Genomic DNA, 26,825 nt, shown 5'->3' on the forward strand with positions numbered 1-26,825 from the left:
CAAAACGGTGCTCATGAAAGACCTCGCCCTTTCCATTCTCACCAACTCGCCGGAAACACATCTCATCATTTTGCTCGTCGATGAGCGCCCGGAGGAGGTCACGGACTTCAAGCGAAGCGTAAACTGCGAAATCTACAGTTCGACCTTCGATGAAGGCCCGGCCCGTCACACCCAGGTTGCCGAGATCGTCAGCGACCGTGCCAAGCGCCTCGTGGAGCTGCGCAAGCATGTCGTCATCCTGCTCGACTCCATCACGCGCCTTTCCCGCGGCTACAATAACCTCCAGGGCAACAAAGGCCGCACCATGTCCGGCGGCGTCGACTCGAAGGCCCTCGTCAAACCCAAGAAGTTTTTCGGCGCGGCGCGCAATATCGAGGAAGGCGGCAGCCTCACCATCCTCGCCACCGCCCTCGTCGAGACCAACAGCCGCATGGATGACCTCATCTTCGAGGAATACAAGGGCACCGGCAACATGGAGCTGCACCTGGACCGCGGCCTCTCCGACAAGCGCGTTTTCCCCTCCATCAATATCATCGCCTCGGCCACCCGGCGCGACGAGCTGCTCTATCATCCCCAGGAATTCGCCAAGGTGAACGTCCTGCGCCGCCAGCTCGCCGCCCTCCCGCCCATGGAGGCCACCGAGGTGCTCATCCACGCGTTGAAGTCCACCAAGTCCAACGCCGAGCTGCTGCTCACGGGATTGCGTTAACAGATGTTGGCTCCGCTCCCGGCTCCGCTTTCCTGATGCAGCCCTTGATCGATACCGCCGACGCCCTCCATGCGGTCCTCCCGCTGTTCGCGCCGCATTCCCGCATTCCCATCGATACCGAGGCAGACAGCCTCCATTGCTATTTCGAGAAGCTCTGTCTCATCCAGATCAGCGTCCCCGACCAGGACCTGCTCATCGACCCCCTCGCCGAATTCTCACTCCAGCCGTTGTTCGACTCCCTCGCGGGCAAGGAACTCATCATCCACGGCGCCGACTACGACCTGCGCCTCCTCCGCCGCGTCGGGTTCGTCGTCACGGCTCCCGTTTTCGATACCATGATCGCCGCCCGGCTCTGCGGCATCGAGGAATTCAGTCTCGCCGCGCTCATCAAGCGCTACTTCGACGTCCAGCTCACCAAGGGCTCGCAAAAGGCCAATTGGGCCCGGCGCCCGCTCTCCCCACAGATGGCCGACTACGCCGTCAAGGACACGCACTATCTCCTCGAGATCGCCTCCATCCTCGAGACCGAGCTCACCCGCCTCGATCGCGTGGAATGGTTCCGCCAGAGCTGCGGCAAGGCCGTCGCCTCCTCCGCCATCATCAAGGAACGCGACCCCGAGGAAGTCTGGCGCATCACCGGCAGCAAGGACCTCAAGGACCGCGCTTCCGCCATCCTGCGGGCCCTGTGGCACTGGCGTGAAGAGGAAGCCAAGGCCATCGACCGCCCCACCTTTCACATCCTGCACAGCGAACAGCTCGTCGACGCCGCCGGCCGCTTCGACCGTGAACAGGAAGTCGATTTTCCCCAACTCCACGGCGCCCGCCGCCGCCGCTTCTACGAGGCCGTGGAACAGGCCAAGGCCCTCCCCGAGGACCAGTGGCCCAAAATCATCCGCAAGCCCCGTCCGCGCCCCACGCGCGGCGAGGAGGAGCGTTTCAAGAGCTTCAAGGTCAAGCGCGACACCGCCGCCACCGAGCTAAAGCTGGACCCCTCCCTCATCGCCCCCAAGAGCATGCTCGAGAACCTCGCCGCCAACCCCGAGGAAACCGCCGCCCGCATGCTCCCCTGGCAACGCGCCACTCTCGGCGTGTAAGGTCGTTTCCCGCCGTATTTCGCGCGCCCGAAATCCTCGCGCCGATGCGAATCAGCCTGCGGGCCGGCCGGCCAACCGCGGATGACCGTGTCGCTCAACGAACCACCGACCGTCCCACAACAATCCCCACGACCAAGGCCACGGCCGCTGCCTTGAGCGGATTCTCCCGGATGTACGACTCCACAGATGAGGGGACCGGCCGGGCCGCCGGCGATTCCAGATATTCGACGGCGGCTTCCGCACTGGCTCCCGGCGGGAGGTGCGACCGTTTGGGAAGGGGCTCGGGAGGCATGTCTTCGGGCATAAGATAGCGAGTGGCGATGAGCGGCTTGATGTCTGCTTAGCAGAAAACGAATCGCCGAAAAGGAGGCGTTTGCGCTTCCGCCTCCGAGGATGCGTGAGACCTCACCGGGGCGCGTCCGTCAGCACGGTCTGCTGGTTATCCAGGCGCTTGGAGAAATCCAGCAGGTCGCCGACGCCTACCGTCCCGCGCTCCACCTGGTAGGCCCAAACCTGGAAGTAACTGAGCGTCGCACCGCCGTAGATCGTCGAGAATGCGCTGTCCACCGCATCCTGTCCGCAGGAGACTTTGATCCGCCCGATCCGCGGCACGTGGAAGCGCGCGTCCGTCGTAAACCAGTGGCCGCCCAGATACACCTCGGCGTAGGCGTGGAAATCCATGTGATCGACGGGCTCGGAGACGCCGATATCCGCCAGATGACCGGTCACGTAGCGCGCCGGGAGATTGAAGGCGCGATTCAGTGCCACCGCGAGATGGGCGAAATCGCGGCATACTCCATAGCCGCGTTGCAGCACGTCCCACGCGGAGAGATCGGGGCGGCCCGAGAAATAGCGGTACTCGATGTTCTCATGCACCCATTGGCTGATCGCCTGCACCCGCGGCAGCCCGTGCTCCACCTGGCCGAATTTTTCCCACGCGAAATTGGTCAGCTTATCCGAGTCGCAATACCGGCTGGGCAGCGTATAACGCAGCACCGCGGGCGGCAATTCGCCCGGCGTGAGCGGGGCGGACGGCGGGAGATCGTGATTGTCCGGCTGCGAAGAGACCGAAACGATCGCGTCATGCCGGAAGGAGTGAGTGCCGGGCGTGAGAGCCACCCGGAAAACCTGGTTCCCGTGGCTGTCCGTGAATTCCTCGGCGGGCAGATTGTCCCCGAGAGTCAGCGCTTGGAAGACGATAGCATGGTTGCGATTCGGCCGAGGCTTCAGGCTCAGCAGCAGCCAGGCCGGCCCCGTGGCCTCATAGGCGAGGCTGCAGCCCACCCGCACCGTTACATCAAGTTCGGGGACCGCGAGCGGACTCACTGCGGTTGACCCATCCGCAGTAGTCATTGGCATATTTTCAACCTTAGCATCTCTCAACGCGTGGCCCAAGGAGGAACTGCCCCAATGGGCAGTCCGCGAGCGGAAATCGGCGGAGATTGCGTTTCCCGGCGGCCCGGTGTTTGACCTTAGGGTTGACGCGGCGCTGGTGTACTCTGGGCCCGTTGCCACCGCTCCATATCAGCAGCGTGACGGGGCCTGGCGTGCGCAGCGTTGCGTAGGATCGTTTCCTTGGTATCAGAGCGGGGCGGAATCTGGTCAAGGAGTGCACTGAGGGTTTGATCGTCTTCCGGCGGAATCGAAAAATCATCCTCCGCCAGATGCTCGACAGAATGGGGAAGTTGATCCCAGCACTCTTCCAATTGCCTCTGCGTCGCGTTCTCGAGCCCATTAATCGCAAATTCTGCTTCGCGCTTCTTTTTCTCCGCAATCTCTTCGGGTGTGGGAGGCGGAGGATCCACAGTGGGCACGAAGGCTCCTGTCGCCCAGTGGTCGGGCTTGGGGTGGAAATTTGGAATGATCTCCGCCCGCAGGCTATATGCGTAGGTGTAGAGCAAAGCCACTGCGTCCTGGCGCAAGGCGACGAATTGATCCGCGTTCCGATACGCTAGGTAGCCCACGCAGGAAAACCCACCATACGCCAAACTCTGCCTCATTTTCCAAATGACAGGCGCGTCTTTTGGCTCGCTAACCCGGGTCAGAAAAATCTTCCAATAGACCTTGCGAACAGACCAAACGCGACCGTAATCGACGTCATCACTTGGCCGCTCGTGCGCCTGGCCCATGCCTCTGACAAGGGCCAACAAACTACGAAAATAGTCGGCGTTATGAACGCCTTTGAACCGTTGGTCGATCTCCGGCATAATTTTGAGGACCGCCGGGTAGTCCTTTTTCAGCGTAAGCAGCTTTGCTTGTTCGATGACGCTCGGTGGCAGCTCTTCACTCGCCCTCGCCACCAAACTGCCAAACAGCCCGGCCAATGTTAACGAGAGGATGAGAATAGTTTTCATAACTGGCGGCGCTCACGGGGAATAGCGCTCTCCGCAGTTGACGCCTGTTTTGCAGAAATCGCAACTCCGGCTGCTGTGCCCACGCATGAGTCTTCGGTTCTCATGGACGCCCCGCACTTCACCCTCCAGATCGAGGCCGCCTCGGTGGTGCGCGACAGGAGCAGCCTGACTTCGGCAAGGTGGCCCGCGAGGTGGAGGGTTTGGCGAGGGAGAGACCATCAGGACCGCGAGGTGGGGTGTCCCGCAGAAAACGCGCTGGAGGGCAACGCGCCGTCGTTGCCGGGGACAGGCGTTCACCTCGGAAGCGACGGCGCGCTTCCCTCCAGATTCCGTTTCGGAGCAGCCACCCCGACGGGACCGCTCATTTTTAACTTGACTTTTTGGGGGCGATGTGTGACACTCCGCTCACAAATGGCAGAGGTGTGCAGGGAGTTTGCGGCAAGGGGGCAGAAGAAGGTTCTTTGATACATCCAAACGGGAGTGGCTTGATGCAAGTAAGTTGCAACAAAGCTTCCGGGCCTACTTCGGGGATTGGCAGGCCGACAGGCTTGATTGGCCTAGACCGGGCCTGAGTAAAACCCAGTCTGGTCAAGGCGGATCAAGGCCAGTCAAGGCTGGTAAAGGTCCGAATTTTTTCCGGATCAGAGCCCTGGCGCATGATGCGTGCGTGGTCGTAATGCCATTCCATGGCATTTAGGCAATCAAACATGGGAGCGGCGGTAATTGTAAATTCAGCCGAAAGAACCCATCTTGCAGCCTCGCGTCGACAAGAGGGACTGGGTGCGGGATATCGATCCAGCGGGGCTCGATCCGGGAGGGGACGGCTTTACCTCACTGCGGCAACGCCGGGGCCACTGCCGGCACGGTCGCACCCGCGGGCTTCTTTTCCCCGGGGATGATCTTCGGACGGTGCTTCTCGGCCCTCATCTCCGAATACTCCTCATCCACGGTCTTGGGGTTGCCCCAAGTGCCTTCTTCCAGCTCGCGGGTGTAGGGGCCGTGGACCTTCTGCGTCGTATAAAGACTGCGCCGGTTCTCCAGCGTATTGCAGGCGGAAAGGGCAAGGGCTCCGAGGAGGGCGAGGGGGACGAAGAATTTCACGGGGAGCATCGGAGCAGAATCGATGGAGGGTGTCAATCGGCGCTCGCAAGGACGATAACAATATTCGCCAATTTGGCCCAAAAGAGAAAACGGTTGCCCTCGAAAGCGCCCCGGCTACTGTCCTCGCCCTTTCTCATGATCATCGTCACTACTCCAGAGGCCTCGGAAGCCCAAATCGCCCACATCGTCGAGCGCATCGAGGAGTGGGGCTTTAAGACCGATATCAGCCGCGGCGCCATGCGCACGGTGATCGGAGTCATCGGCGATGACGCGGCCATTCGCGTGAAGCCGCTCGCGGCCATCCCCGGGGTGGAAAGCGTCACGCCCGTGCTCAAGCCCTACAAGCTCGTCTCCCGCGAATTCCGCGGCGGCAACCATTCGCACGTGAAGATCGGCGACGTCACCATCGGCGAAAAGGAACTGGTGATCATGAGCGGCCCGTGCAGCGTGGAAAGCCGCGAGCAAATCATCGAGATCGCCAAGGAGGTCCAGAAAGCCGGCGGCCGCATCCTGCGCGGCGGCGCCTTCAAGCCGCGCACCTCGCCCTACGCCTTCCAGGGTCTCGGCCTCGAGGGCCTCAAACTTCTCGCCGAAGCGCGCGAGGCCACCGGCCTGCCGATCATCACCGAGATCATGGACACCAAGCAGCTCGAGATGGTCGAGGAATACGCCGATTGCCTCCAGGTGGGTGCGCGCAACATGCAGAATTTCAGCCTCCTCAAGGAGGTCGGCCGCTCACGCCTGCCGGTCATGCTCAAGCGCGGCATGTCGGCCACGATCAAGGATCTCCTCATGTCCGCGGAATACATCCTCGCCGAGGGGAATTTCAAGGTCCTGCTCTGCGAGCGTGGCATCCGCACCTTCGAGACCTACACGCGCAATACGCTCGACCTGAACGCCGTCCCCGTGCTCAAGCGCGAAACCCATCTCCCGGTGGTGGTCGATCCCACGCATGGCATTGGCCTGCGCGAGCACGTGGCGACCATGGCTGTGGCTGCCGTCGCCGCGGGCGCCGACGCCATCATGACCGAGACGCACAACAGTCCCGAGATGGCCAAGAGCGACGGCGAGCAAGCGTTGCTGCCGCACGAGTTCCAGGACCTGGTCGCGCGCGTGCGAAAAGTCGCCGAAGCCGTCGGCCGCTCGCTTTAAAGCAGGTGAATGGAGTCTAGTTTTGCGAGTTGCACCGAGGCCCTCGGTCGCTCCCCAGTCCGGCGTCGGTCGATTCGGCTTCCAGCGGCGCGAGCCGCGCGACCTCGATCAGGTCGCGGCAACGCTTGGCCACCAGGAGTTCCAGAATCGGACGCAGCTTCATGGAGTTTCCGCGATACGTCTTGCCCGTCTTCTCCACCCCGCCGACCTGCACGAGCCATTGCAACTTCTCGTAAAGGCGCAGCCGCAACATCTCTTCCCCACCGTGCGCCGCATTGCGGGCGCGCAGATTCGCGTAGACCAGAGTGAACAGCGGCTTGAACTCAAATTCCACCTCATTCGAGACCACATTCACCAGTTCCTCGGTGAGCGCATCCGGACCCTTCCGTTGCAGCATGAGACGTTTGTTCATGCGCACCAATCGCAGTGATCCCTGCGTTGTCGAGGGAACTTAATTCTCCGGCTTCGTCTTCGTCGCTTTCTCGACGACGATCTTCCCTTTCTCGATCGAGAGAATGAGATCGTAGTCGGAACTCACGGTTCGCTGTTTCCCATCCGCATCCTCCACGTCAAACTCCTCGCTGTAGTGCGCCAGCAGCTTCTTCGGTCCAAGCCAGCGCTTCAGGGCGAGGTCGCTGCCATCGAAATGATAAGAGTGCTCGCCCTTCTTCGTTTTCGGGCCGTAGGCCTCGAGCTTCGGCGATTTCAATTCCACAAACTCGTTTCCGTGTCGCTCGTAAATCGTGATGCCCGCAATCCGGCGCGAACCGGAGTGGAAGGCGAGATGCAGGGAATCGGGCGACCAGTGCCCTTCCAGGCCCCGATTGGTTACCTCGTCGTAGAGATCGAGCACCATGCGCTGCCCCGGGAGTTCGACCAGTTCGACGCCGTGCGGCCAACCCTCGCGCGTCACGTCGTCGTCCGCGTAGGTGTAGGCGAGGCCGTACTTCCCGTCCGGCGATTTTTCCCGCACCACCTTGTTCACCGCCGGCTGCGCCTTCATCGCTTGCTCCTTCAAGGCCTCCGTGCGCAACTGGGTCGCGAGGAAGCGCCCTTCACGCAATACTTCCTCCGGGAACGACGGCCAGCGGTTCAGCACGTGCGCGCGCGCCAGGGTCTCGCGATAGGCGAGCCAGTGGCGCTGCGTTTGCCGTGTCTCCTCCACCGCGTCTTTGTCGAGGCGCTCGAGGACGGCCTGATAGTTTTTGTTCAGTGAATCGTCGGCCGAGGCACTGATCTCGGAGTAGGGCGCAAACAAAGTGGCCCCGCCGGGATCGCCGACGCGCAACAGGGTCTTGTCCGGGGCGAGCGATTCGACGCTGCTGTCCCAGGTTTTGCGCAATTCATCGTTGGCGGCATCGAGCTCGAAGCTCGGCTCGAAGGCCAGCCTGACCGTGTCGAAATAGCAGTACCAACGATAGTAAGGAAACTTCCCGTTCTTCGTCGCCGCGACGACTCCATTGCGGGCCTGCATGTAGACCAGGATGCGGCCGGATTTCTCGCTCCAGTTGACGAACTCGATGGTGCGATCGCGCAAGCCGGTCGCGTCGAGCGGGGCCACTGTCTCGGGCGGCACCTGATTGCGCCGGGCAAAGGTCTCCCACGCGAAGTCGTCGAAGCTTCCACTCAACGGGGATTTCCACGTGGCGGCCTTGTCTTCGGCCGCATCGTTGCGCCAGTAGAGCGCGGCGATGCGCCACTGGCGGCCGGTCTCGGGATCGACGCGCGCGATCTGGTTGACGAAGAGCCACTTTTCATCCGGCGAGAAGAAGCACAGCGGGAGGCCGGACATTTCGTCGCTGCTCAGTTCGCGCACGGCACCCTTGGCGTCCGCGCCGATAGCTTTCACCGGCGGGAGCAGACCCACGCGGGCGCCTGCCTGCACCATGTGCAGCGGGCCAGTGTCGCCATCGCGCTGCACCGACCAAGCGTCTTCCCCCGACGAAGATTCGGCCAGCACTGCCGTCGCCACATCAATGACCGGCTCGGAATGTTCGTGGGTCGGCGTTTGCTTGGTATCCAGCCACGCAGGCGCCTTGCCCGGATTCTTCAGCAGATCGGTCTCCCGGGCGATGAATCCGTCGTGCAACTCGATCCACCGCCAGCCGACACGCGCCCAGTCTTTCTTGATCTCACCGGCCTGCTCGATGACCAGCGACGCGCTATCCGGCGCCCACGTGTAGCGCCAGCCAACATCCGCCTTTTTCGCGAAGGCGAAACCCGGGCCCCCGACTACGCCGACAACGCGGCGCGGGTTTAATTCCACGACGAAGTTCGGGCCATCGCGCACCACGCCGAAGCGCGGCACAATGACGGCGTAACGATGATCGGGAGAAACGGAACGCGGATCCACGAAGTAGCCCCGCGCCAGTGCATCCGTCCACCCGGCCGCAAAGCAGTCATTGACCCCGCCCGTTGGCTTCGGCCAGCGCGGCCAGAAATCAAGCGCCCACGAACTCCTGGCCATGCCGGGCGCATCCTGCGCCCGGATCGGCAAACCGACGAGGCCCCAACTCATTCCGAGAAGCAGAACCCAGCAACGCAGTTTCATAAAAAATCCGCGACCCAACAACGGCACCGCTCTTCGCCCCAGCTACTGCGGTTTCGCCGCGATCTTGCCCTTGGCCTGCGCGAGCAGCGCATTCCATTTGGCCGCGTCCTTGTAGCCGCCGCTGCTCGCCAGCAGTTTGCCATGCGAGTCCGTCACCACCACAAACGGCAGCGTATCGCCAAAACTTTCCTTGCCATATTTCTGCATGAACGCCGCCTGCGTGCGCTGATCGTCGATGTTCAAGTCACCCATCACATAATCCGCCGACGTGACGTCAATCTTGCCTTCCTTGATCATCGCCTTCGTCCCGTTGCAAATGCTGCAGGCCGGCCGCCCGAGCAGGATGAACGCGAGCTTGTTGTCCTTCGACGCGGCATTCAGCGTCTTGCGAAAATCGGTGAGCGGCTGGGGCGCCTCGGCCAGCGCGCCAGCCACGAGAGATGCGAGGAGAACAGGGATGAGGAGAAGTGTCTTCATGGTTGGAGGTGGAAACCGCGTTGTCTATACGACAACCAACGATCCGCGTCGAGTCGCGATGCTTTCAACGCTGTTCGCTGGGTGGGCGGAGGAAGGTCATTTGGTCGCCCACTTTCTTCGATTCGTAAACCGGCTGCTCGACCGGCACTTCATAGGTCCGCTTCTGATCCTCCACCCGCACCTTGAAGAGGAACTCCCCAGCGATCTCCTTCGTCCCCTCGATGTGGCCTCCATTGAAACTCACCTGCCGCTCTTTCTGCGGCGTAAAGGTCTTTTCGAGAATGGTGCCGGTGAGTTTGTTGCCCGTCACCGGCGCCGCCATGTGCATCATCCCATACGCCATGAAGGCCAGAATCAACAGTCCCGCAATGATCGCGATCAGGGCATCGCGGCGGCCCGTACTGGGGACCACAAACGGCGCGGGCTTGCGAGGATCCGCCTTCATTTCACCGCTGGCGCCTCGAGTTTCACCATCCCCCGTGCCTTCTGCACCTCGAAGGTCTCCTCCGTCATCGGCACATTTTCCTCCGCGCGCAGGCGGCGTTCCCAGATGTAGCGGCGCAGCAGCACCTTCACCGTGGCGGTGAGCGGCACGGCCAGGATCGCGCCGAGCAAGCCGCCCAGCAGCAGCGACCACACGAAGACCGAGGCGATGACCGTCATGGGATGAAGCCCGACGCTTTCGCCGACGATCTTGGGCGTAATGAAAAGACCGTCGACCTGCTGCACGGTGATGAAGATGGCGGTGACGATCACCGGGAAGAGCCACCATGGATCGCCCGGGACCCAGGTGCCGGAGCCGCCCTGCACGGCGGCGATGATCACCGCGGGCACCCAGCAGAGCGTGATGCCGAGATACGGAATGATCCCGAGGAAGCACAGCATGAGCCCGATGAGGATGCCGAAATCGAGTCCGAAGATGACGAGCAGCAGACCGGTGACGGTGCCGTTGATCATGCTCACGAGCAGTTGCCCGCGGAAAAAGGCGATGAGGTAGCCGTTGATCTCCTCCAGCGTCGCGACCACCTCGTCCTTGAACACCGAGGCGCGCAGCGGCAGGTAATCGCCCCACGACTCGGAGATCTTCTTTGACTCGATGAGGAAATAAAACAGGTAGATCGGCACGATGACCATCGAGAGCAGGAAGCCGAACACACCAAGGAAGCCCCCCACGCTGCGGGTGATAAAAGCCCACGCGTTGCGCAGGACCACCGGCAGTGTCGTGCGCAACCAATCGCCCTGGAGGAAACCTTGCAGGTTGAACGTGGAATCGGGATCGACCCCGTTCGGGACCGGAAACAAAGTCACCGGAGACGCCGCCGGACTGGCGACACTGGGAACGGGCGACGGCGTGGCCGCGGCTTTGGCGGGCGGCGCAGTCGTGTTGCCATCGGCGGGAGTCGGCGCCGCCGTTTCTTCCGGAGCCAGCGGGTTTTCGATCCGCTTCGGAATCTGTGGGAGCACATGGACGCCGTATTTCTGCTCGAGCGAATGGGCCCACTCGTTGAATTCTCCGATCAAGTGCACCACGCGCTCACGATAGGCCGGCACGCGCTGGACGAGGTTGCCTGTCTGCGTCCAGACCGCCGGGATGATCCAGATAAGGATGCCGGTGAGAGCAATCGTGACCACAGCGAACACCGCCAGCACGGCACGCTTGCGCGATGTCCCCAACTTCACAATTCTCTCCACGACCGGCTCAAAGAGGTAGGCGAGCACTCCCGCGACCGCGAAGGGAATGAGGATCGGCTGGAGAAACGCCATGACCGTGGAAAACAGCCAGATGAGCGCCACCGCGACCGCGCCAATGGACACGACCGACAGGGTGGTCAAGGCAGTCCAGATCGACTTTTTCTGCCACGGCGTAGGGTATTCCGGCGTGTTCATCCGGCGACACCTTCGGGAAGGAAACCCTCGGGTTCAAGAACGGAGTGGAGGGAGGGAGAAGGCAGAACGTCATGCCGCAGCCCTGACTGGATCGGGAAGGTGAAGAATCTCCCTCCACCGCGCTTCTTTTTGTTCCTCGGTCAAAAGTGGACTCATGCGCACCAGATTCTCCGGTCGGGGCGCCGAGACTATTTTTTCTCCGTCACGGTTAGCCTGATGCGGGTGCCCGGACTTCAGCCCCGCCTCGGGATGGCTCGGCTTTTTTACCGCATTCCTCTCTTTTTTACTGCGTTTCACTTCCGCCCGCTCGCGCTGGAACTGGAGCTTTCCGCGCTGCAACTCTGTCCGCGCGTGTTCGATTTGCAACCGTTCGGCCTCGTGCTCGGCGCGGCGCATCTTCACCAGGTCGGCGCAGAACTGCCGTTGCCGGCGCCAGGCGGCCTCGCCTTCCATAGACTCGATCTCGCGGGTGGATCTCACCAGACGCGAAGTCATCCACAGGTGGAGCACTTCGGTCATGGGCATCCGGTTTTGGGCGCTGGCTTTTAGCTCCTCGCCGCGCTCGTAGAGATGCTCGGCAAGCGCGACTGCTTCTTGGTAGCGGAGCCAATCCTGATAGCCGCCGTTCTTCCACCGGGAAAGGTTGTGCTCGCTGACCGGGTGGCCGTCGAACTCGGCTCGCACCAAGGCCTGCACTGCCGGGAGGGCGTTGAGCCAAGGGACGAGCGACTTGGCGGTGGCACCCGCTTCGAGGCGCTGGTTGATTTCTTCGCGGATCGGCTTGGGGAGGCGGGCGATCTTGCCGCAGCGGTTGGGGTTACTCATGGGTGCGATAGGGTGCGATTTCCTCTATAGGGAGAGCCTCGTGACGGTAGGATGGACCTGCGACCGGCAACCGTTTTGGGGTTGCGCTCGGTCCCTTTTCGAGTTTATATTTGAGCTTATACAAATTCATAATTAACTAATATGAACGCTCATTATTATACGTCAAATGAAAAATACCGGAAGGCAAATGGGGGCCTGCGCCGTTGATTCTTGGGTGTTTGAGAAAAATCGTGTCCAATATCCCTGCGGACAAACCTTCTGGCTCCAAACATGGATCCTCTCCCCCCTGATTCCACCGCCGATACCGAGGCCTACCTGCGGCTGCTCACCCAGCATGACCGCTGGCTGGCGACGTACGTCTACAGTCTGGTGGCCAGTGGGGCGGATGCGCAGGACATCCTCCAGGAGGTGAAGGTGACGATGTGGAAGCAGTTCGCGAAATTCGAGGTGGGGACCAATTTTCGCGCTTGGGCGCGCAAGATCGCCACGAACCAGATCCTGAATTACCGCCGGGCCGTGCAGAAGCTGCCGAATGCGCAACTCGAGGAGGACTTCATCGAGGTGGTGGCAGCGGAAATCGATCGGCGCGCCGAAGTGCTCGACCGCAAGGCCGATGCGCTGCGCCTGTGCCTGCGCAAGCTGCCCGAGACGCATCGCAAGATCGTGGTCTGGCGCTATTACGAAGATTGCGGCGTCGAGGAGATCGCCGCAAAGAGCGAGCGCTCCGTGGAAGCGGTCTATCGCCTGCTCAGCCGCATCCGCGGCGTGCTCAATGAATGCGTCAGCCGTCAACTCGCGCAGCCCCAACCCTCATGAAGACCCCACCGCCAGACGATCGCATCGACCGGGCCATCGAGGGGCTGCTTTCTCCCACGGAGCTCGACCAATTCAAGGCGGACGTGATTCGCGACGCGGACCTGCGCGCGGCTTACGTGGATGGAATGTGGCTGCATTCCACGCTGCGCGCGGAGCGCGAGACCTTGCTGGAAGTGCTCCAGGACGCACCCGGGCCGGAGAAGATCGTGCGCCGCTGGCCGATGGCGGTGTGGGCCGCGGCCGCGGCCGCCGGCATCACGCTGGCCGCGAGCGCTTGGACTTTTGGCAAGGGCACCATTTATCACCGCCCGGTGGCCACGCTCGTGCAGGCGGACAATTGCAAATGGGCGGGCTCAGAGTTGCCCACGGCGTTGAACTCGAAGCTCGGCACTGGGACGCTCTCGCTCGTCGAGGGCATCGCCACGCTCAAGTTCAAGAGCGGCGCCCTGGTCACGATCGAGGCGCCGACGAAGTTGCTCATTCGCGACGCCATGCACTGCCGCTTGATCGAGGGCACGGTGACCGCCGAGGTGCCGGAGCCGGCGCACGGTTTCACCATCGACACGGCGGACCTCAAGGTCGTCGATCTCGGCACGCGCTTCGGTGTGACCGCCGGGGCGATGGGCAATTCGCAGGTGCGCGTCTTTCAAGGGGAGGTGACCGTCGGTGGAATGCCGGGTGGCCAGGTGCAGCATCTGACCGAGGGCAAGGGCATGCATTTCAGCTCGGCCAAGGGCGCGGGCAACACCGCCGCCGGCCAGGAGCCGATCCACGGCCAGCAGGTCCAGGAGGCCGATGGCTGGACTTCGATCCCAACTTCCTTCGGCCGCGGCAAGGACGGCTACGCGCGCCGGGGCGACAACGGCGCGCCGCTGGGCAGGCAATCGCTCATCATCGTGAAACACACGGACATCGAGGCCGGCCGCAAGAATGAGCGCCGCGCGGTGGTGACCTTCGACGTCTCGCAGATTCCCGCGGCGCGGGTCGGCGATGCGCAGATCGTGCTCGATCCCGTGCCGAGCGGTTTCGGCTTTTCCGCGCTCGTGCCGGATTCACATTTCGCCGTTTACGGGATCACCGATGAATCGCTCGACGACTGGAACGAAAAGGAGATGCGCTGGGCTTCCCTGCCCGGCAGCACGGACGACGGTCCCAATCCGAACCAGACGCAACGGCTCGCCGATTTCTGGATTCCGCGTGGCGGCACCGGCGGGGCGATCACCGTGCGGGGCGACGCGCTGGCGGAATTCATCCGGCATGACACGAACGGCCTGGTGAGTTTCCTCATCGTGCGCGAGACGGGCGAGAGCGACTCGAACGGCCTCGCCCACGGTTTCGCCTCCAAGGAACATCCCACCGCGCGTCCCCCCACCCTGCGCATCAAGCTTTCCCAGCCATGACCAAACTCCCCCTCCTGCTCGCCTGTCTCCTGTCCACCGCGGCCTTTGCCGTCGAGGACGATGCCCAGCGCGAAGCGAACAAGTTCTTCGAAACCCAAGTGCGCCCTCTTCTCTCCAAGCGTTGCTTCGAGTGCCACAGTGAAAAGAAGCAGAAAGGCGGCCTGCGCGTGGACCGCATCGGCTATCTCAAGACCGGCGGCGACACCGGCCCCGCGCTCGTCCCCGGCGACCCGGAAAAATCCCCGATGATCGAAGGGGTGCGCTACCAGAACAAAGACTTCCAGATGCCACCGAAGGAGAAGCTGCCCGACGCGGAAATCGCCGTCCTGGAAAAGTGGATCAAGATCGGCGCCCCGTGGCCGGAGACGGACGCCGACAAGACGAAGGTCACCGAGGGTGGCTTCACCGACGAGCAACGCAAATTCTGGTGCTTTCAACCGCTGGCGAAAGTCTCGCCGCCGGAGATCGCCGGCGCCTGGGTGCGCAATGACATCGATCGTTTCATCGCGCAAAAGCATGCGGAGATGAAGCTCGATCCCGCACCGGAAGCGGATCGCCGGGAACTCGTGCGTCGCGTGTATTTCGACCTGCACGGCCTGCCACCCACGCCCGCACAGATCGAGGCGTTCGTGAACGACCCGGCTCCCGACGCCTACGAAAAGCTCGTGGACACCTTGCTCGCCAGCCCGCACTACGGCGAGCGCTGGGCGCAGCACTGGCTCGACCTCGTGCGCTACGCCGAGAGCGATGGCTACAACGCGGACGAGTATCGGCCGGCGGTGTGGCCGTATCGCGACTGGATCATCAAGAGCTTCAACGACGACAAGCCCTACGATCAATTCGTGCGCGAGCAACTCGCGGGCGACGAGATCGCGCCCAACGACCCGAACGTGCTCATCGCCACCGAGTTCCTGCGCAACCCGGTTTACGAATGGAACCAGCGCGACGTGCGCGGGCAGTGGGAGATCATTCTCACCGACATGACCGACACGAGCGGCGAGCTGTTTCTCGGCCTCAGCTTCGGCTGCGCACGCTGCCACAACCACAAGTTCGACCCGATCCTGCAGAAGGATTACTTCCGGCTGAAAGCCTTCTTCGCCCCAGTCCACTGGCGCGACGACTTGAAACTCGCCACGCCGGAACAGCAGGCCCGCTACGCCGAGCAGCAGGCGGCGTGGGAGACGGCCACCGCGGATCTTCGCGCGGAGATGGATGGACTTACCAAGCCGCTCGTCGAGCACAAGGTGGAAAAGGCCGTGGAAAAATTCACCGAGGACCTGCAAAGCGTTATCCGCAAAACGCCCACCGAGCGCGACGCGCTGGAGACGCAACTCGCCGGCCTGTGCGAACGCCAGATGACCCGCGAACGCAAAACCTTCGACCCGATGAAGAACCTGAAGTCCGAAGAGGCGAAGGCAAAATACAAGGAGCTCGAGGCGCAATTGAAGACCTTCGACAACATCAAGCCCGCGCCGCTGATGGATGCCTTCGTGGCCACGGATGCGGGGCCGAAGGGTCCGCCCACGGTGATGAAGACGCGCAAGGGCGAGCAGGAGATCGCGCCCGGATTTCTTACCCTGCTCGCGCCGGGCGACCCGGACATCAAACCCATCGGCAACTCCACGGGCCGCCGCACCGCACTGGCCAACTGGATCACCCGACCGGACAACCAACTCTCCACCCGCGTGATCGTGAACCGGGTGTGGCAGTATCACTTCGGACGCGGGATCGTCGCCACGGCCAGCGATTTCGGAAAGCTCGGCGAAAAGCCGGTGTTTCCCGAGTTGCTCGACTGGCTCGCGACGCGTTTTGTCGCGGAAGGCTGGAGCCTCAAAAAACTGCACCGCGAGATCATGCTCTCCGCCGCCTATCGGCAAACCGCGCGGCGGCCGGCCTCGGATGTCGCCGCGAAGATCGACCCGACCAACCGCTTCCTGTGGCGTTTCAATCCGCACCGACTCGACGCCGAGGAGGTGCGCGACGCGATGCTCGCCGCCAGCGGCGAACTCGATTTCAAGGCCGGTGGCCCGGCGGAAGACGGCAACTCCATGCGCCGCTCCATCTACACGATGAAAAAGCGCAACAACCAGAACGAGTTATTGCGCAGCCTCGATGCGCCCGCCGGTTTCTCCAGCGTCGCCGACCGGCAGAGCACCACCACACCCACCCAGGCGCTGCTGCTCATGAATGGCGACTGGCCCTTGCAGCGGGCGCGCAAGCTCGCGGGGCGCGTCGAGAAGATCGACGACGCCTGGCTGTATGCCCTCGGTCGCCAACCCACCGCACGCGAGCGCGAAACCGCGGAAGGCTTTCTCCAGAAACGGACGGGCGGCGCCAGTGCGCGGCCGGCCGCCAGCGGCGACACGGCGGAAAGTGTCGGCGAATTCAAGGAGAACACGCCCCAAGAGCGCCTGCTCGTGCAGACGCCGGAGAAGGAGGGCGATGAGTTTACCTTGGAGGCAATCTTCACCCTCAACAGCATCGATACAGCGGCGGCGGTGCGCACGGTGGCGTCGCGCTGGACAGGCGGGAAGGACAGCCTGGAAGCCTTCGGCTGGAGCCTCGGCGTGACCGGCGAGAAGTCGCGTTTCAAGCCGCGCAATCTCATCATCCAACTCGTGGGCGAAGACGACAACACGAACATCGCTTACGAGGTGGTGGCCTCGAATTTGCGGATCGAACTCGGGCACCGCTATCACGCCGCGGTGACGGTGTCGTGCCCCGATCACAACGTGATATTCCGCGTGCAGGATCTCACCCAAGCCGATGCCCCGGAGCAAACCGTGACGGTGCCGGCATCCGTGCGCGCCAAGCTCAGCGGCGGCGCCTCGTCGCTCGTCGTGGGCGGCCTCAACAAACGCGCGGTGCCGCATCAATGGGACGGTCGGATCGAGGCGGTCCGCATCGCCCAAGGCAAAGCATCCGAAGAAGCGCTCAATCACGATCCTGCGAAATGGAAATCGGCTCTGGTCAACTGGACCGCCGCTCTCGGGCCGAGCACGCAATTCGCGTGGTCCGGCAGCGACGCCAAATCCAGCGAGGCTGGCGATCCCTATCGCCAGGCGATCAACGACCTCTGCCAGGTCCTGCTGAACACCAACGAATTCTTCTACCTCCACTAAAGCCATGTCCTGCAACAACTTCGACATCCCCACTTCCCGCCGCCAATTCCTCCGCCGCGCCGGCTGCGGTTTCGGCGCGGTGGCTCTCGCCGCTCTCACGCGAGAGAACGTGCTCGCGGCACCCGAGGAGGCCCCAGCCATCGCCCCGCTGCCGAAATTCCCGGACCACACGCCGCGCGCGAAAAACGTCATCTTCCTTTTCATGGAAGGCGGTCCGAGCCATCTCGATACCTTCGACTACAAGCCGTTGCTGAACGAGCTGGCCGGCCAGCCTTTGCCCGCCAGCTTCAAGCCGCCGCTCACTGCCATGGGCGAAAAAAACACGGCGCTGCTGGCCTGCAAACGCACCTGGAAGCAGCGTGGCCAGAGCGGATTGTGGATTTCCGATTGGTTCGAGAAGGTGGCGGAGCACGCGGACGACCTCGCCGTCATTCATTCGTGCGCGTCCGATGGCATCAATCACGCCGGCGGCGTGTGCTCGATGAATACCGGCTCCGTCTTCGGCGGGCGGCCTTCGCTCGGTGCGTGGGTTTCCTACGGTCTCGGCACGGAAAACAAGAATCTGCCGGGCTTCGTGGTGATCAAAGACAGCGAAGGTACCGTGGTGAACGGCGTGCGCAACTGGGGCAGCGGCTTCATGCCGGCGGTCTACCAAGGGGTGGAATTCAACTCCGATGGCGTGCCGATCAAGTATCTCGACAATCCCAAGGGCGTGACCAACGAACGCCAGCGGGAGAAGCTCGATTTGCTCGGAGAATTCAACCGGCAGTACGGCGAGACGCGCGCGGACAACACCGAGCTCGAGGCTCGCATCCGCGGCTACGAACTCGCCTACCGCATGCAGGCGGAGGCCCCGGCCATTGTCGACCTGAGCAAGGAAACCGAAGCGACGAAGCAACTCTACGGCATGGACCACGAGGAAACCGCGGTCTTCGGCCGCAACTGCCTGCTGGCCCGCCGGCTCGTGGAAAATGGCGTGCGCTTCGTGCAACTCTACAGCGGCGCCGGCAGCAAATGGGACAGCCATAAAAACATCGAGCCGCTGCACTCGAAGCTCTGCCGCTCGGTCGATCAGCCCATCGCCGGCCTGCTCTCGGATTTGAAAGCGCGCGGGCTCCTCGACGAGACGCTCGTCATCTGGGGCGGCGAATTTGGCCGCACGCCGATGAGCGAGCAAGGCGATGGCCGCGATCATAACCCGACCGGCTTCACCATGTGGATGGCGGGCGGCGGCGTGAAAGGCGGCCAGGTCTTCGGGGCCACCGACGATCTCGGCCTCTACGCGGTGGAGGATCGCCTGCACGTCCACGACATCCACGCCACAATCCTCAACATGCTCGGCGTCGATCACACCAAGCTCATCTATTCGCACAAAGGCCGCCCCGAGCGCATCGACCAGAACGAAGGCCACGCTTACAAAAAGATCGTGAGTTAGTGCCCGGAGCCAGGAGCCAAGTGTTCGCTGCCGCGCGCAGATTGTGGCGTCACTTGGCTCTCGTTACTTGGCTCTTGGCATTTAAAGCTTTGTTTGGAATTCCAACTCCCCATGAAAATCCTGCCCTGTTTGGTCACCGCCGCTCTCGCCCTCTCCGCCTCCGCAGCGGACTGGACGATCACCACTTTCGCCGGCTCCGGCCAGAAGGGCTTTAGCGGCGATGGCGGGAAGGCCACGCTCGCAGTGCTCGACAACCCTTTCGGCCTGGTGCGCGGACCGGACGGAGCGCTGTGGTTCTGCGAATACGGCGGCCAGCGTATCCGCCGGGTCACACCCGATGGCGTCATCCACACCGCGGCCGGCATCGGCCAAAAAGGCTACAGCGGCGATGGCGGCCCCGCGACGCAAGCGGCCTTCAATCTCCCGCACGAGATCCGCTTCGACAAAGCCGGCAACTACTACATCGCCGACATGACGAACCACGCCGTCCGGCGGGTCGACGCGAAGACCGGCATCATCACGACCTTCGCCGGCACCGGCAAACCGGGCTACAGCGGCGATGGCGGCCCCGCCGCGCAAGCGCAATTGAAGCAGCCGCACAGCATCCAGTTCGGCCCGGATGGCTCGCTCTACATCTGCGACATCGGCAACAACGCCATCCGCAAGGTGGACATGAAAACGGGCACGATTTCGACCTTCGCCGGCACCGGCAAACCGGGCGACACCCCGGACGGCGCGCCGATCGAGGGCACGCCGATGCGGGGCCCACGCTCGCTCGATTTCGACCAGCAGGGGAACCTGTGGCTGGTCACGCGCGAGGGCAACCAAGTGCTGAAGTTCGACCTCAAAGCAGGCACGATCTCGATTGTCGCCGGCACCGGGAAGAAAGGCTTCACCGGCAACGGCGGCCCAGCCCGCGAGGCCACTCTTTCGGGACCGAAAGGCATCGCGCTGGATGCCGCGGGCAATGCGTGGCTGGCCGACACCGAGAGCCATAGCATTCGCATGATCAATGCGAAGACCGGCATCCTGGAACTCATCGCCGGCACGGGCGAGAAGGGCGACGGACCCGATGGCGACCCCCTGCACTGTCAGATGGCGCGCCCCCATGGCGTTTTCGTCGACGCGGATGGCGCGGTTTTCATCGGCGACAGCGAGTCGCACCGGGTGCGGGTCCTGCGGAAGAAGTAACGCGGCTTCCCTGCCATCCGGCGCTTGCCGAAAGCCGGGCGTAGGGTGACAGGGAGGGAGGATGCGTCACCGGCATACACCTCGCAACGCTTGGTGCACAACCGTAATTTACACTTCCTTTACGGTTCAGCTGAGCGACTGGCGCGCCGGGTGCTTCAATTATTATCATGCATGATCGCCAAGCGCGCTCAGTGTTTCAGAGACCAAGCCTGAGGGCCGTGGTGGATTCGCTGTTTGCGAAGGAGTGGCACCTTTTTCACTGGGTGGTCGCATTTCTCTGGCTGGCTGCCGTGCTTGCCCTGCAATGGAAACTCGGGCAGGGCTTCATCGCGCAGGCCAACCAGGATGTATCGCGCTTTGACCAGGGAGCCTATCTCGATCTCGCCCGGTCGAATCTGCCTTTCGTCTGGCCGGCCAGTACCGATGGCATTCGCTCTCCGCTTTTCCCCTTCCTGATCAAATCCTGGGTGAGCGATGACAATGCGCAATTCTTCGCCGCGGCGAAACAGGCGAATGTCTGTTTCGGTCTCGCCGCCACCGCTTTGCTCGCCTTCTACTTCCTCCTGAAACTGCCGCTGCTCCCGGCGATGAACGTCGGTACGATCAGCGCGCTGATCATCCTGCCGGCTTCGATCTTCGTCACCGCCGAGGTCGTCTACTACACGGCCTACTTCTTTTTCTGGATCGTGGGCTGGCGACTGCTCGTCGGTAATCCGCTGCGCAACTACGCCCTCGCGGGCGTGCTCTGCGCCGCCGCCTATCTCGCCAAGCCTTCCACGCTCCTGCTCAGCGCGTGCCTGATCGCCTTGAGCGTGGTGCGCTGGATTCAAGTGGAGCGCAGCGGCACCGAGGACATCTTGTGGCTGGGCCGCCGCTTTGTCATGGGTGCGATCGTCTTTTACGTGAGCTTTCTGCTCCCGGTGCTGCCCAAGGCGTTCGAAACGTATCGTCGCGCCGGCGACCCCTTTCAAAACGCGGCGCAGTATTGTTTCTGGATGGATAATTGGGACGAATGCGTCCCGCGCCTGCGCTATTTCTCCGCCAATCACATCAAGGAATTGCCACCCGCCAAGCGGCCTTCCGCCACGAACTATTGGCAGCAGCATACCCGCGACCAAATATCGAGCCGCCTGAGCAGTGGCATGATCGAACAGGCGCACAATTTCCTCTTCGCGGAAAAATCGAGGAAGAACTTCATCCATCCCTCTCCGCAATTGCGCATCGTGCTACCTTTGCGTGGCGCCTATCCGGTGGCGTTGCTCGTCGCCACGCTGCTGCTCGCCACCCAGGGTGCGACCGGAAAATCGCGTCCCCAGACGGACCGCCGGGCGCTGTGGGCACTGGCCGCCGTGGGCTTCGCCGCGCACTTCCTGGCCGCCTCGTTCTACACGCCCATTGCCGGCGGGCCCCGCTTCATCCTCGCGGTTTACATTCCCATGCTCTTCTCGCTCGCGATGGGGATCGAGTACCTCCGCGAGGAAAGGTCGCAGGGCTGGCGCGTCGGCGCAGTGCAACTCATCCATCTGGTCATCGCCGGCCAGCTCGCCTGTCAATTGGTGAAGCTGTCCATGGCCACCACCTTCGGCGATCCGCGCGGCACGATGTAAACAGAAACTGCGGCCGCGGCCCTCGTTTTGAGGGGCGCTGCGGGAGATTTTCCGCAATGGAGCCAATGGAACCAATGGGCCCATGCACTTTTTTTGGAAATGAGGGCATAATGGCCCGCATGAACATCAGTGATCTCGAATCATCCCGTCTCGGTAAAATTTATTCGCCGCCCAAAGGGAAGCCCTTCGCCAGCGAGGAAACACGCGAGGCTGTGAGCGCGAAAAAACTCCGACGACTCGAGCGCTTCCCTCGCCAGCGCCTGAAGCCAATTCAAGGTAAATCAAGCCTTCTCAAGCCTCCAAAATTTTCTACCGAGCGCCCCGGAATCGCGCTCCTCCGCACTCGTGCCCGACCTAAGCCGCCCGGCGCGCCCGCCGGCTCGCGACCCAATGGTCCAGCGTCTGCGCCACGACGAGGCAGATAAACACCGCCATGGCCGTCAACGCGAAGAGCAGGTACCCCCCATAGGTCATGCGGTAGCGGAAGATATCCAACGCGTGAATGATACTGATTTCGAAAGCATTCTGGGCCGGAGCTAGAAACAGCAAGAAAGCCGCCCACCCGGCCAGCCGCAGTTTGTGCAAAGGCCCCCAGGCCAAAGAAACCGCCAGGGCGATCAGGAACAGCAACTCCCCGCTGGGCGTGCACCGCGACACCACCGTTCGCAGCGCGCTGAGCTTCGGGTAGCTCTCCAACACCATTGCGGTGCCACTGCGGGCCTTCACCTCTTCGCCGTAAGCGCGATACATCTCCTGCACTTCGGGCCTCAATTCAGTGATTCGATCGGGATACAACACGGTCGCCGCGGTCCAATACTCCTTTTTCACGTTGAACTGATCGAGAAAGAACGTCTTCGGCTCGGGAAAGACAAAGTACGCGAACTGATCGAGGACCTTCCGGGTGTAACCGGCGGGGTCGTAGAGCACGGCATTCCGGTAGCTCTGGAGACAAAAACTGCTGAACTTCTTTCGGTCGTTGCCGGTATATCGATTCAGCGCCTCCCCCATGATCGGGCTATGCATCAAGTAATCGGGATTGAACCCCAGTTTTTCATAAACCTTGCCCGTATGCCCGGCGGTGTGGATTTCGCTTTTGAGCACCTCCTGCAGGCTCCGCAATCTCGCCTTGTCCGGGTCGGCATCCGGCAGCACGGCCAGTTTCGCCTCGAAATATCTTTCGATGAATTCCGCGTGGACGCCGAAAATATTGATCGCCAAAAACGTCCCCGAAGTTTGATCCCGGATGAACCAGGCGCGGGCTGGAAGACTGAGAAACAGCACCGCGGCGGCCATGCCCAGGGCGGGCGTCACCAGCCGTATCCGCCGGGAAAGAGCGTGACCGAAGCAGCCGGCAAAAACCGGAGCTACGGTCGCCGCCGCACTGAAGTACCAACTCGGCTTGAGCAAAGCACAGCCGCAGGCGAGCACGATCGCAGCCCCGCCCAACAGCAGCGTCGGCAGCGCGCGGGGCGTCTGCCATCGATATTTGCAATAGCCCATCAGACACGCCAATTGGCCATACACAAAGCAAGGCAACACCGCCTCGGGACGGATCGATACCTCCAGGAAAATACTCTCCTGGTTCACCAGTTGGACATAGATCGGAACGACCCCGAGACACGACGCCACGAACCGCACCCACCGCTGGACAGGCAGCATCGATACCCAGCATCGCCACGTGATCGCCATGAATATTCCCGACAGCATGCCGAGGAATCTTTGCCCCTCGACAATCCCGGAAAACGACCCCGTCATTTTCAGGAAAAGCGCCAGCATCGCCGGGTAGGGCCAGTCACGGCCTTCCGTTTGCTGGAAGCCGGCGCCGCTGAGCCAGGTCAGTGCGGGACGCAAATAACCCCAGGTATCCCCGTCCGCCAACGGGACCGCCGGCCACTCCACCCGGGCTTTCCAGGCCAGGCCCAGGACGACTGCCAGAATCAAGCATTCAACCGCACTAAATACCGCCGATGGGATGCGGGCGAAAGCCCGGGTCGCCCTGTCGAAAAAAGGGGTCCGTTCGGTCATCGAAGAGGACGACGCGTCCGCTCAGAGCATACCCAGGATTTCATTGAATGTGCTGCTCGGGCGCAACGCGGCGGAAGCCTTGGCGTCGTCGGGCTTGTAGTACCCGCCAATGTCCGCGGGCTTGCCCTGCACGGCGATCAACTCGCTCACGATCTTCTCCTCGCTGGCGGCCAACTTCTCCGCGAGCGGCGTAAAGATCGCCTTCAACTCCGCATCCTTCGTTTGCGCCGCGAGCGCATGCGCCCAATAGAGCGCGAGGTAGAAATGACTGCCGCGATTGTCGATGCCCGCACCGACCTTGCGCGCGGGCGACTTGTCGTTCTCGAGGAACTTGCCGTTGGCCTCGTCGAGCGTATCGGCGAGCACCTTCGCCTTCGCCAGCTTCATTGTTTCGCTCATGTGCTCGAGCGACGCCGCCAGCGCAAAGAACTCGCCCAGCGAATCCCAGCGCAGGAAATTCTCCTCGGTAAATTGCTGGACATGCTTGGGCGCGGAGCCGCCGGCGCCGGTCTCGAAGAGCCCGCCACCGTTCATCAGCGGCACGATGGAAAGCATCTTCGCGCTCGTGCCCACCTCGAGGATCGGAAAGAGATCGGTGAGATAATCGCGGAGCACATTGCCAGTCACCGAAATCGTGTCCTGCCCCGCCTTGAGCCGTTCGAGCGTAAACTCGCAAGCCGCCGCCGGCGCGAGGATGCGCAGGTCGAGACCGCCGGTGTCGTAATCGGCCAGATACGTCTTTACCTTGGCGATGATCTGCGCGTCGTGCGCGCGCTTTTCATCCAGCCAGAAGACCGCGGGCGTCTGGCTGGCGCGGGCGCGATTGACCGCGAGCTTCACCCAGTCGCGGACTGGCGCGTCCTTCGTCTGGCACGCACGCCAGATGTCGCCCGCCTCGACGGCGTGTTCGAGCAGCACCTTGCCGCTGGCGTCGACGACGCGCACCGTTCCAGCGCTAGGAATCTCGAAGGTCTTGTTGTGCGAACCGTACTCCTCGGCGGCCTGCGCCATGAGGCCCACATTCGGCACCGTGCCCATGGTGCGCGGATCGAAGGCGCCCCGTTTCTTGCAGAACTCGATCACGGCTTGATAGACGCCCGCGTAGGAGCTGTCGGGGATCACCGCGAGCGCGTCCTGCCGCTGGTTCTGCGCATTCCACATCTTGCCGGAGTCGCGGATCATCGCCGGCATCGACGCATCCACGATGACATCGCTCGGCACGTGCAAGTTGGTGATGCCCTTGTCGGAGTTGACCATCGCGACCGCCGGGCCATTCGCATACGCGGCCTGGATATCCGCTTCGATCGCCGCCTTCTTCTCCGCCGGGAGAGTCTGGATTTTGGCGGCGAGATCACCGAACCCATTGTTGAAATCCACGCCGAGTTCCTTGAGGACTGTGCCGTGCTTCGCGATGAGATCCTTGAAAAAAGCCTTCACGAAATGGCCGAAAATAATCGGGTCGGAGACCTTCATCATCGTGGCCTTGAGATGGACCGAGAAAAGCACCCCAAGGCTTTTCGCCTCGGCAATTTGCGACTCGATAAATGCCACGAGCGACTTCTTGCGCAGCACGGTCGCATCGATGATTTCTCCCGCTTTCAGCGGCGTCTTTTCTTTGAGCACGGTCGTCTTTCCATCCGCGGCGACCAACTCGATCTTCACGTCCGTCGCGGCGGTCACCGTGACGGATTTCTCGTTCGAGAAGAAGTCATCCTTCCCCATCGTGCCGACCTTGGTCTTCGAGTCGGCCGACCACGCGCCCATCGAGTGCGGATGCTTGCGCGCATACTCCTTCACCGCCTTCGGCGCGCGCCGGTCGGAATTGCCTTCGCGCAGCACGGGATTCACCGCGCTACCCTTGATCTTGTCGTAGGTCGCGCGGATCTTTTTCTCCGCATCAGTCGCCGGCGTGTCGGGAAAATCCGGCAGCGCGTAGCCCTTCTTTTGCAGCTCGGCAATCGCCGTCTTCAATTGCGGCACCGAGGCGCTCACATTCGGTAGTTTGATGATGTTCGCTTCCGGCCGAAGCGTGAGCGCGCCAAGCTCCGCGAGCGCGTCACCGATCCGCTGCTCCGGTTTCAGGACATCGGGAAAATTGGCGATGATGCGTCCCGCCAGCGAGATGTCGCGGGTCTCCACGGCGATGCCGGCGCGTTTCGTAAATGCCTGCACGATGGGCAGGAGTGAATAGGTCGCCAGCGCGGGCGCTTCGTCGGTCTGCGTGTAGATGATGGTAGGTGCGTCGGCCATAGGATGTGAGATGCGATACGAAAAACGCGCGATTAAAACAGGGGGGGCGTCAGGAGCCAAGAGCCGTTTGCCATCGGCGATTTTCCATTTTCCATTCCTCCTTTTCGCACTGGGAAACAGCGCAAGCCCGAGACGACGCCCAGCAACCCGGAGGAAGCGCCGTTACCGCCATCGAGGCAAAGTCCGGTCATGAATTATCACAACTTCGCCAGCCGCCTCTCGCTCCAGCGCCTGCCCACCCCCGCTTCCACCAAGGTGCAGCCGAAAGCCACGCCAAAGAAATCACGCCGGGCGCAAGGACGTCGTTCCACCTCGGTCGCAGCGCTGGTCCTCCTGTCCGCCCTGACCTTCGGCGCGGACGCCGGCACGTTGAAAGACGACGCGCGCCCCAGCACTCCTCCCGCACCGCCGATCAATCTGCCTACCTTGCTCATCACCCTCACAGGCCTCGGCGTCGTCCTCTTGCGGCTGCCCACCTTGTGGCGCCGCGACTTCGATTGCTAAACGCCCCGGCAAAGAGACGCGCGGAGCGGTTTCTCTCTCGTCAACTGTCCGCCCGCCTTGTATTTCCCTCCGGCGATCATGCCGGAGGAAACCGATCCACCCCAGGAGCCATTGCCGGAGCAGCCCACGCTGCTGGGAAATCTGCCTCCTGATGAGATGTTCGCTCGCGGCATGCAATCGGTAAAAATGACCAGCGGCACAGCAGGCACCTGGCAGCCGCCTTCCGTCGAGGAAGCCAACCGCCTCTTCCCGAACTACACGGTCATCAGCCTGCTCGGCCGCGGCGGCATGGGCGCGGTCTACAAAGCGAAACAAACCGCCCTCG

The 26,825-nt window shown here is 62.4% G+C and carries 23 protein-coding genes; 11 read left to right on the top strand and 12 right to left on the bottom strand.

Annotated features, from left to right (window positions below; all coding sequences use genetic code 11):
* Both rho and ABJF10_RS12440 read left to right on the top strand, forming a co-directional pair.
* Window positions 1-709: transcription termination factor Rho (gene rho / locus ABJF10_RS12435; protein ID WP_348544897.1), on the top strand; the 709-nt coding region annotated here is incomplete at its 5' end.
* Window positions 710-744: 35 nt separating this feature from the next.
* A complete protein-coding gene (locus tag ABJF10_RS12440; protein ID WP_348544898.1) occupies window positions 745-1,803 on the top strand; it encodes an HRDC domain-containing protein in 1,059 nt (352 codons plus the stop codon).
* A gap of 94 nt (window positions 1,804-1,897) precedes the next feature.
* Here the strand turns inward: ABJF10_RS12440 and ABJF10_RS12445 are convergent, their stop codons facing one another.
* The 4 genes from ABJF10_RS12445 to ABJF10_RS12460 all read right to left on the bottom strand — a co-directional run bounded on the left by ABJF10_RS12445 (window position 1,898) and on the right by ABJF10_RS12460 (window position 5,258).
* Window positions 1,898-2,095, bottom strand: coding sequence for a hypothetical protein (locus tag ABJF10_RS12445; RefSeq protein ID WP_348544899.1), 198 nt, complete (start codon window positions 2,093-2,095; stop codon window positions 1,898-1,900).
* A gap of 113 nt (window positions 2,096-2,208) precedes the next feature.
* Window positions 2,209-3,129: a transglutaminase family protein gene (locus ABJF10_RS12450; protein ID WP_348544900.1), complete on the bottom strand. Its 921-nt coding sequence runs from the start codon at window positions 3,127-3,129 to the stop codon at window positions 2,209-2,211.
* Between the two features lie 146 nt (window positions 3,130-3,275).
* The gene (locus ABJF10_RS12455; protein ID WP_348544901.1) at window positions 3,276-4,157 is read right to left on the bottom strand and encodes a hypothetical protein; all 882 of its coding nucleotides are present in this window, start codon (window positions 4,155-4,157) and stop codon (window positions 3,276-3,278) included.
* 831 nt (window positions 4,158-4,988) lie between these two features.
* Window positions 4,989-5,258, bottom strand: coding sequence for a hypothetical protein (locus ABJF10_RS12460; RefSeq protein WP_348544902.1), 270 nt, complete (start codon window positions 5,256-5,258; stop codon window positions 4,989-4,991).
* Window positions 5,259-5,393: 135 nt separating this feature from the next.
* On the opposite strand from ABJF10_RS12460, the gene aroF reads away from it, so the two are divergent.
* Window positions 5,394-6,410 carry a 3-deoxy-7-phosphoheptulonate synthase gene (gene aroF, locus ABJF10_RS12465; RefSeq protein WP_348544903.1) on the top strand — a complete coding sequence of 339 codons (1,017 nt, stop codon included), beginning with the start codon at window positions 5,394-5,396 and terminating at the stop codon, window positions 6,408-6,410.
* Window positions 6,411-6,426: 16 nt separating this feature from the next.
* Here aroF and ABJF10_RS12470 read toward each other — a convergent pair whose 3' ends face one another.
* The 6 genes from ABJF10_RS12470 to ABJF10_RS12495 all read right to left on the bottom strand — a co-directional run bounded on the left by ABJF10_RS12470 (window position 6,427) and on the right by ABJF10_RS12495 (window position 12,150).
* Entirely contained in the window at window positions 6,427-6,822 is a 396-nt protein-coding gene (locus ABJF10_RS12470) for a hypothetical protein (RefSeq protein WP_348544904.1), read from the bottom strand.
* Between the two features lie 39 nt (window positions 6,823-6,861).
* Window positions 6,862-8,961 carry a lysozyme inhibitor LprI family protein gene (locus tag ABJF10_RS12475; protein ID WP_348544905.1) on the bottom strand — a complete coding sequence of 700 codons (2,100 nt, stop codon included), beginning with the start codon at window positions 8,959-8,961 and terminating at the stop codon, window positions 6,862-6,864.
* A 42-nt stretch (window positions 8,962-9,003) separates the two neighbouring features.
* The gene (locus tag ABJF10_RS12480; RefSeq protein WP_348544906.1) at window positions 9,004-9,438 is read right to left on the bottom strand and encodes a hypothetical protein; all 435 of its coding nucleotides are present in this window, start codon (window positions 9,436-9,438) and stop codon (window positions 9,004-9,006) included.
* 64 nt (window positions 9,439-9,502) lie between these two features.
* Window positions 9,503-9,883 (bottom strand): hypothetical protein, encoded by a 381-nt coding sequence (locus ABJF10_RS12485; RefSeq protein ID WP_348544907.1) that lies wholly within the window; start codon window positions 9,881-9,883, stop codon window positions 9,503-9,505.
* Entirely contained in the window at window positions 9,880-11,325 is a 1,446-nt protein-coding gene (locus ABJF10_RS12490; RefSeq protein WP_348544908.1) for an AI-2E family transporter, read from the bottom strand. Before ABJF10_RS12490 ends, ABJF10_RS12485 begins: the two co-directional genes overlap by 4 nt.
* Before the next feature lie 69 nt (window positions 11,326-11,394).
* Complete coding sequence (locus tag ABJF10_RS12495; RefSeq protein WP_348544909.1) at window positions 11,395-12,150, bottom strand: hypothetical protein; 756 nt, start codon at window positions 12,148-12,150, stop codon at window positions 11,395-11,397.
* A gap of 270 nt (window positions 12,151-12,420) precedes the next feature.
* On the opposite strand from ABJF10_RS12495, the gene ABJF10_RS12500 reads away from it, so the two are divergent.
* The 6 genes from ABJF10_RS12500 (at window position 12,421) to ABJF10_RS12525 (ending at window position 21,721) form a co-directional block, all read left to right on the top strand.
* Window positions 12,421-12,966 carry a sigma-70 family RNA polymerase sigma factor gene (locus ABJF10_RS12500; protein WP_348544910.1) on the top strand — a complete coding sequence of 182 codons (546 nt, stop codon included), beginning with the start codon at window positions 12,421-12,423 and terminating at the stop codon, window positions 12,964-12,966.
* A complete protein-coding gene (locus ABJF10_RS12505; protein ID WP_348544911.1) occupies window positions 12,963-14,366 on the top strand; it encodes a FecR domain-containing protein in 1,404 nt (467 codons plus the stop codon). The genes ABJF10_RS12500 and ABJF10_RS12505 overlap by 4 nt, the downstream gene beginning before the upstream one ends.
* Entirely contained in the window at window positions 14,363-17,488 is a 3,126-nt protein-coding gene (locus ABJF10_RS12510; RefSeq protein WP_348544912.1) for a DUF1549 domain-containing protein, read from the top strand. The genes ABJF10_RS12505 and ABJF10_RS12510 overlap by 4 nt, the downstream gene beginning before the upstream one ends.
* 4 nt (window positions 17,489-17,492) lie before the next feature.
* Window positions 17,493-18,923 (top strand): DUF1501 domain-containing protein, encoded by a 1,431-nt coding sequence (locus ABJF10_RS12515; protein ID WP_348544913.1) that lies wholly within the window; start codon window positions 17,493-17,495, stop codon window positions 18,921-18,923.
* A 111-nt stretch (window positions 18,924-19,034) separates the two neighbouring features.
* Window positions 19,035-20,114 (top strand): hypothetical protein, encoded by a 1,080-nt coding sequence (locus tag ABJF10_RS12520; protein ID WP_348544914.1) that lies wholly within the window; start codon window positions 19,035-19,037, stop codon window positions 20,112-20,114.
* 263 nt (window positions 20,115-20,377) lie between these two features.
* Window positions 20,378-21,721 (top strand): hypothetical protein, encoded by a 1,344-nt coding sequence (locus ABJF10_RS12525; protein ID WP_348544915.1) that lies wholly within the window; start codon window positions 20,378-20,380, stop codon window positions 21,719-21,721.
* 354 nt (window positions 21,722-22,075) lie between these two features.
* Here the strand turns inward: ABJF10_RS12525 and ABJF10_RS12530 are convergent, their stop codons facing one another.
* Both ABJF10_RS12530 and ABJF10_RS12535 read right to left on the bottom strand, forming a co-directional pair.
* Window positions 22,076-23,662: a hypothetical protein gene (locus ABJF10_RS12530; RefSeq protein ID WP_348544916.1), complete on the bottom strand. Its 1,587-nt coding sequence runs from the start codon at window positions 23,660-23,662 to the stop codon at window positions 22,076-22,078.
* A 105-nt stretch (window positions 23,663-23,767) separates the two neighbouring features.
* Window positions 23,768-25,996 (bottom strand): NADP-dependent isocitrate dehydrogenase, encoded by a 2,229-nt coding sequence (locus ABJF10_RS12535; protein WP_348544917.1) that lies wholly within the window; start codon window positions 25,994-25,996, stop codon window positions 23,768-23,770.
* A gap of 189 nt (window positions 25,997-26,185) precedes the next feature.
* Here ABJF10_RS12535 and ABJF10_RS12540 point away from each other — a divergent pair, with 189 nt between their 5' ends.
* Together ABJF10_RS12540 and ABJF10_RS12545 are read left to right on the top strand one after the other, a co-directional pair.
* The gene (locus ABJF10_RS12540; protein ID WP_348544918.1) at window positions 26,186-26,500 is read left to right on the top strand and encodes a hypothetical protein; all 315 of its coding nucleotides are present in this window, start codon (window positions 26,186-26,188) and stop codon (window positions 26,498-26,500) included.
* Window positions 26,501-26,557: 57 nt separating this feature from the next.
* A partial coding sequence (locus ABJF10_RS12545; RefSeq protein WP_348544919.1) for a hypothetical protein occupies window positions 26,558-26,825 on the top strand: 268 nt, incomplete at its 3' end.

Source organism: Chthoniobacter sp., assembly GCF_040003245.1.
Taxonomy (GTDB): Bacteria; Verrucomicrobiota; Verrucomicrobiia; order Chthoniobacterales; family Chthoniobacteraceae; genus Chthoniobacter.

What these genes read in the sequence shown, in the direction of transcription:
- ABJF10_RS12440 (WP_348544898.1), top strand. Translation starts at nt 745, where the DNA reads ATGCAGCCCTTGATCGATACCGCCGACGCCCTCCATGCGGTCCTCCCG.
- ABJF10_RS12445 (WP_348544899.1), bottom strand. Translation starts at nt 2,095, where the DNA reads ATGCCTCCCGAGCCCCTTCCCAAACGGTCGCACCTCCCGCCGGGAGCC.
- ABJF10_RS12455 (WP_348544901.1), bottom strand. Translation starts at nt 4,157, where the DNA reads ATGAAAACTATTCTCATCCTCTCGTTAACATTGGCCGGGCTGTTTGGC.
- aroF (WP_348544903.1), top strand. Translation starts at nt 5,394, where the DNA reads ATGATCATCGTCACTACTCCAGAGGCCTCGGAAGCCCAAATCGCCCAC.
- ABJF10_RS12470 (WP_348544904.1), bottom strand. Translation starts at nt 6,822, where the DNA reads ATGAACAAACGTCTCATGCTGCAACGGAAGGGTCCGGATGCGCTCACC.
- ABJF10_RS12475 (WP_348544905.1), bottom strand. Translation starts at nt 8,961, where the DNA reads ATGAAACTGCGTTGCTGGGTTCTGCTTCTCGGAATGAGTTGGGGCCTC.
- ABJF10_RS12480 (WP_348544906.1), bottom strand. Translation starts at nt 9,438, where the DNA reads ATGAAGACACTTCTCCTCATCCCTGTTCTCCTCGCATCTCTCGTGGCT.
- ABJF10_RS12485 (WP_348544907.1), bottom strand. Translation starts at nt 9,883, where the DNA reads ATGAAGGCGGATCCTCGCAAGCCCGCGCCGTTTGTGGTCCCCAGTACG.
- ABJF10_RS12490 (WP_348544908.1), bottom strand. Translation starts at nt 11,325, where the DNA reads ATGAACACGCCGGAATACCCTACGCCGTGGCAGAAAAAGTCGATCTGG.
- ABJF10_RS12495 (WP_348544909.1), bottom strand. Translation starts at nt 12,150, where the DNA reads ATGAGTAACCCCAACCGCTGCGGCAAGATCGCCCGCCTCCCCAAGCCG.
- ABJF10_RS12500 (WP_348544910.1), top strand. Translation starts at nt 12,421, where the DNA reads ATGGATCCTCTCCCCCCTGATTCCACCGCCGATACCGAGGCCTACCTG.
- ABJF10_RS12505 (WP_348544911.1), top strand. Translation starts at nt 12,963, where the DNA reads ATGAAGACCCCACCGCCAGACGATCGCATCGACCGGGCCATCGAGGGG.
- ABJF10_RS12510 (WP_348544912.1), top strand. Translation starts at nt 14,363, where the DNA reads ATGACCAAACTCCCCCTCCTGCTCGCCTGTCTCCTGTCCACCGCGGCC.
- ABJF10_RS12515 (WP_348544913.1), top strand. Translation starts at nt 17,493, where the DNA reads ATGTCCTGCAACAACTTCGACATCCCCACTTCCCGCCGCCAATTCCTC.
- ABJF10_RS12520 (WP_348544914.1), top strand. Translation starts at nt 19,035, where the DNA reads ATGAAAATCCTGCCCTGTTTGGTCACCGCCGCTCTCGCCCTCTCCGCC.
- ABJF10_RS12535 (WP_348544917.1), bottom strand. Translation starts at nt 25,996, where the DNA reads ATGGCCGACGCACCTACCATCATCTACACGCAGACCGACGAAGCGCCC.
- ABJF10_RS12540 (WP_348544918.1), top strand. Translation starts at nt 26,186, where the DNA reads ATGAATTATCACAACTTCGCCAGCCGCCTCTCGCTCCAGCGCCTGCCC.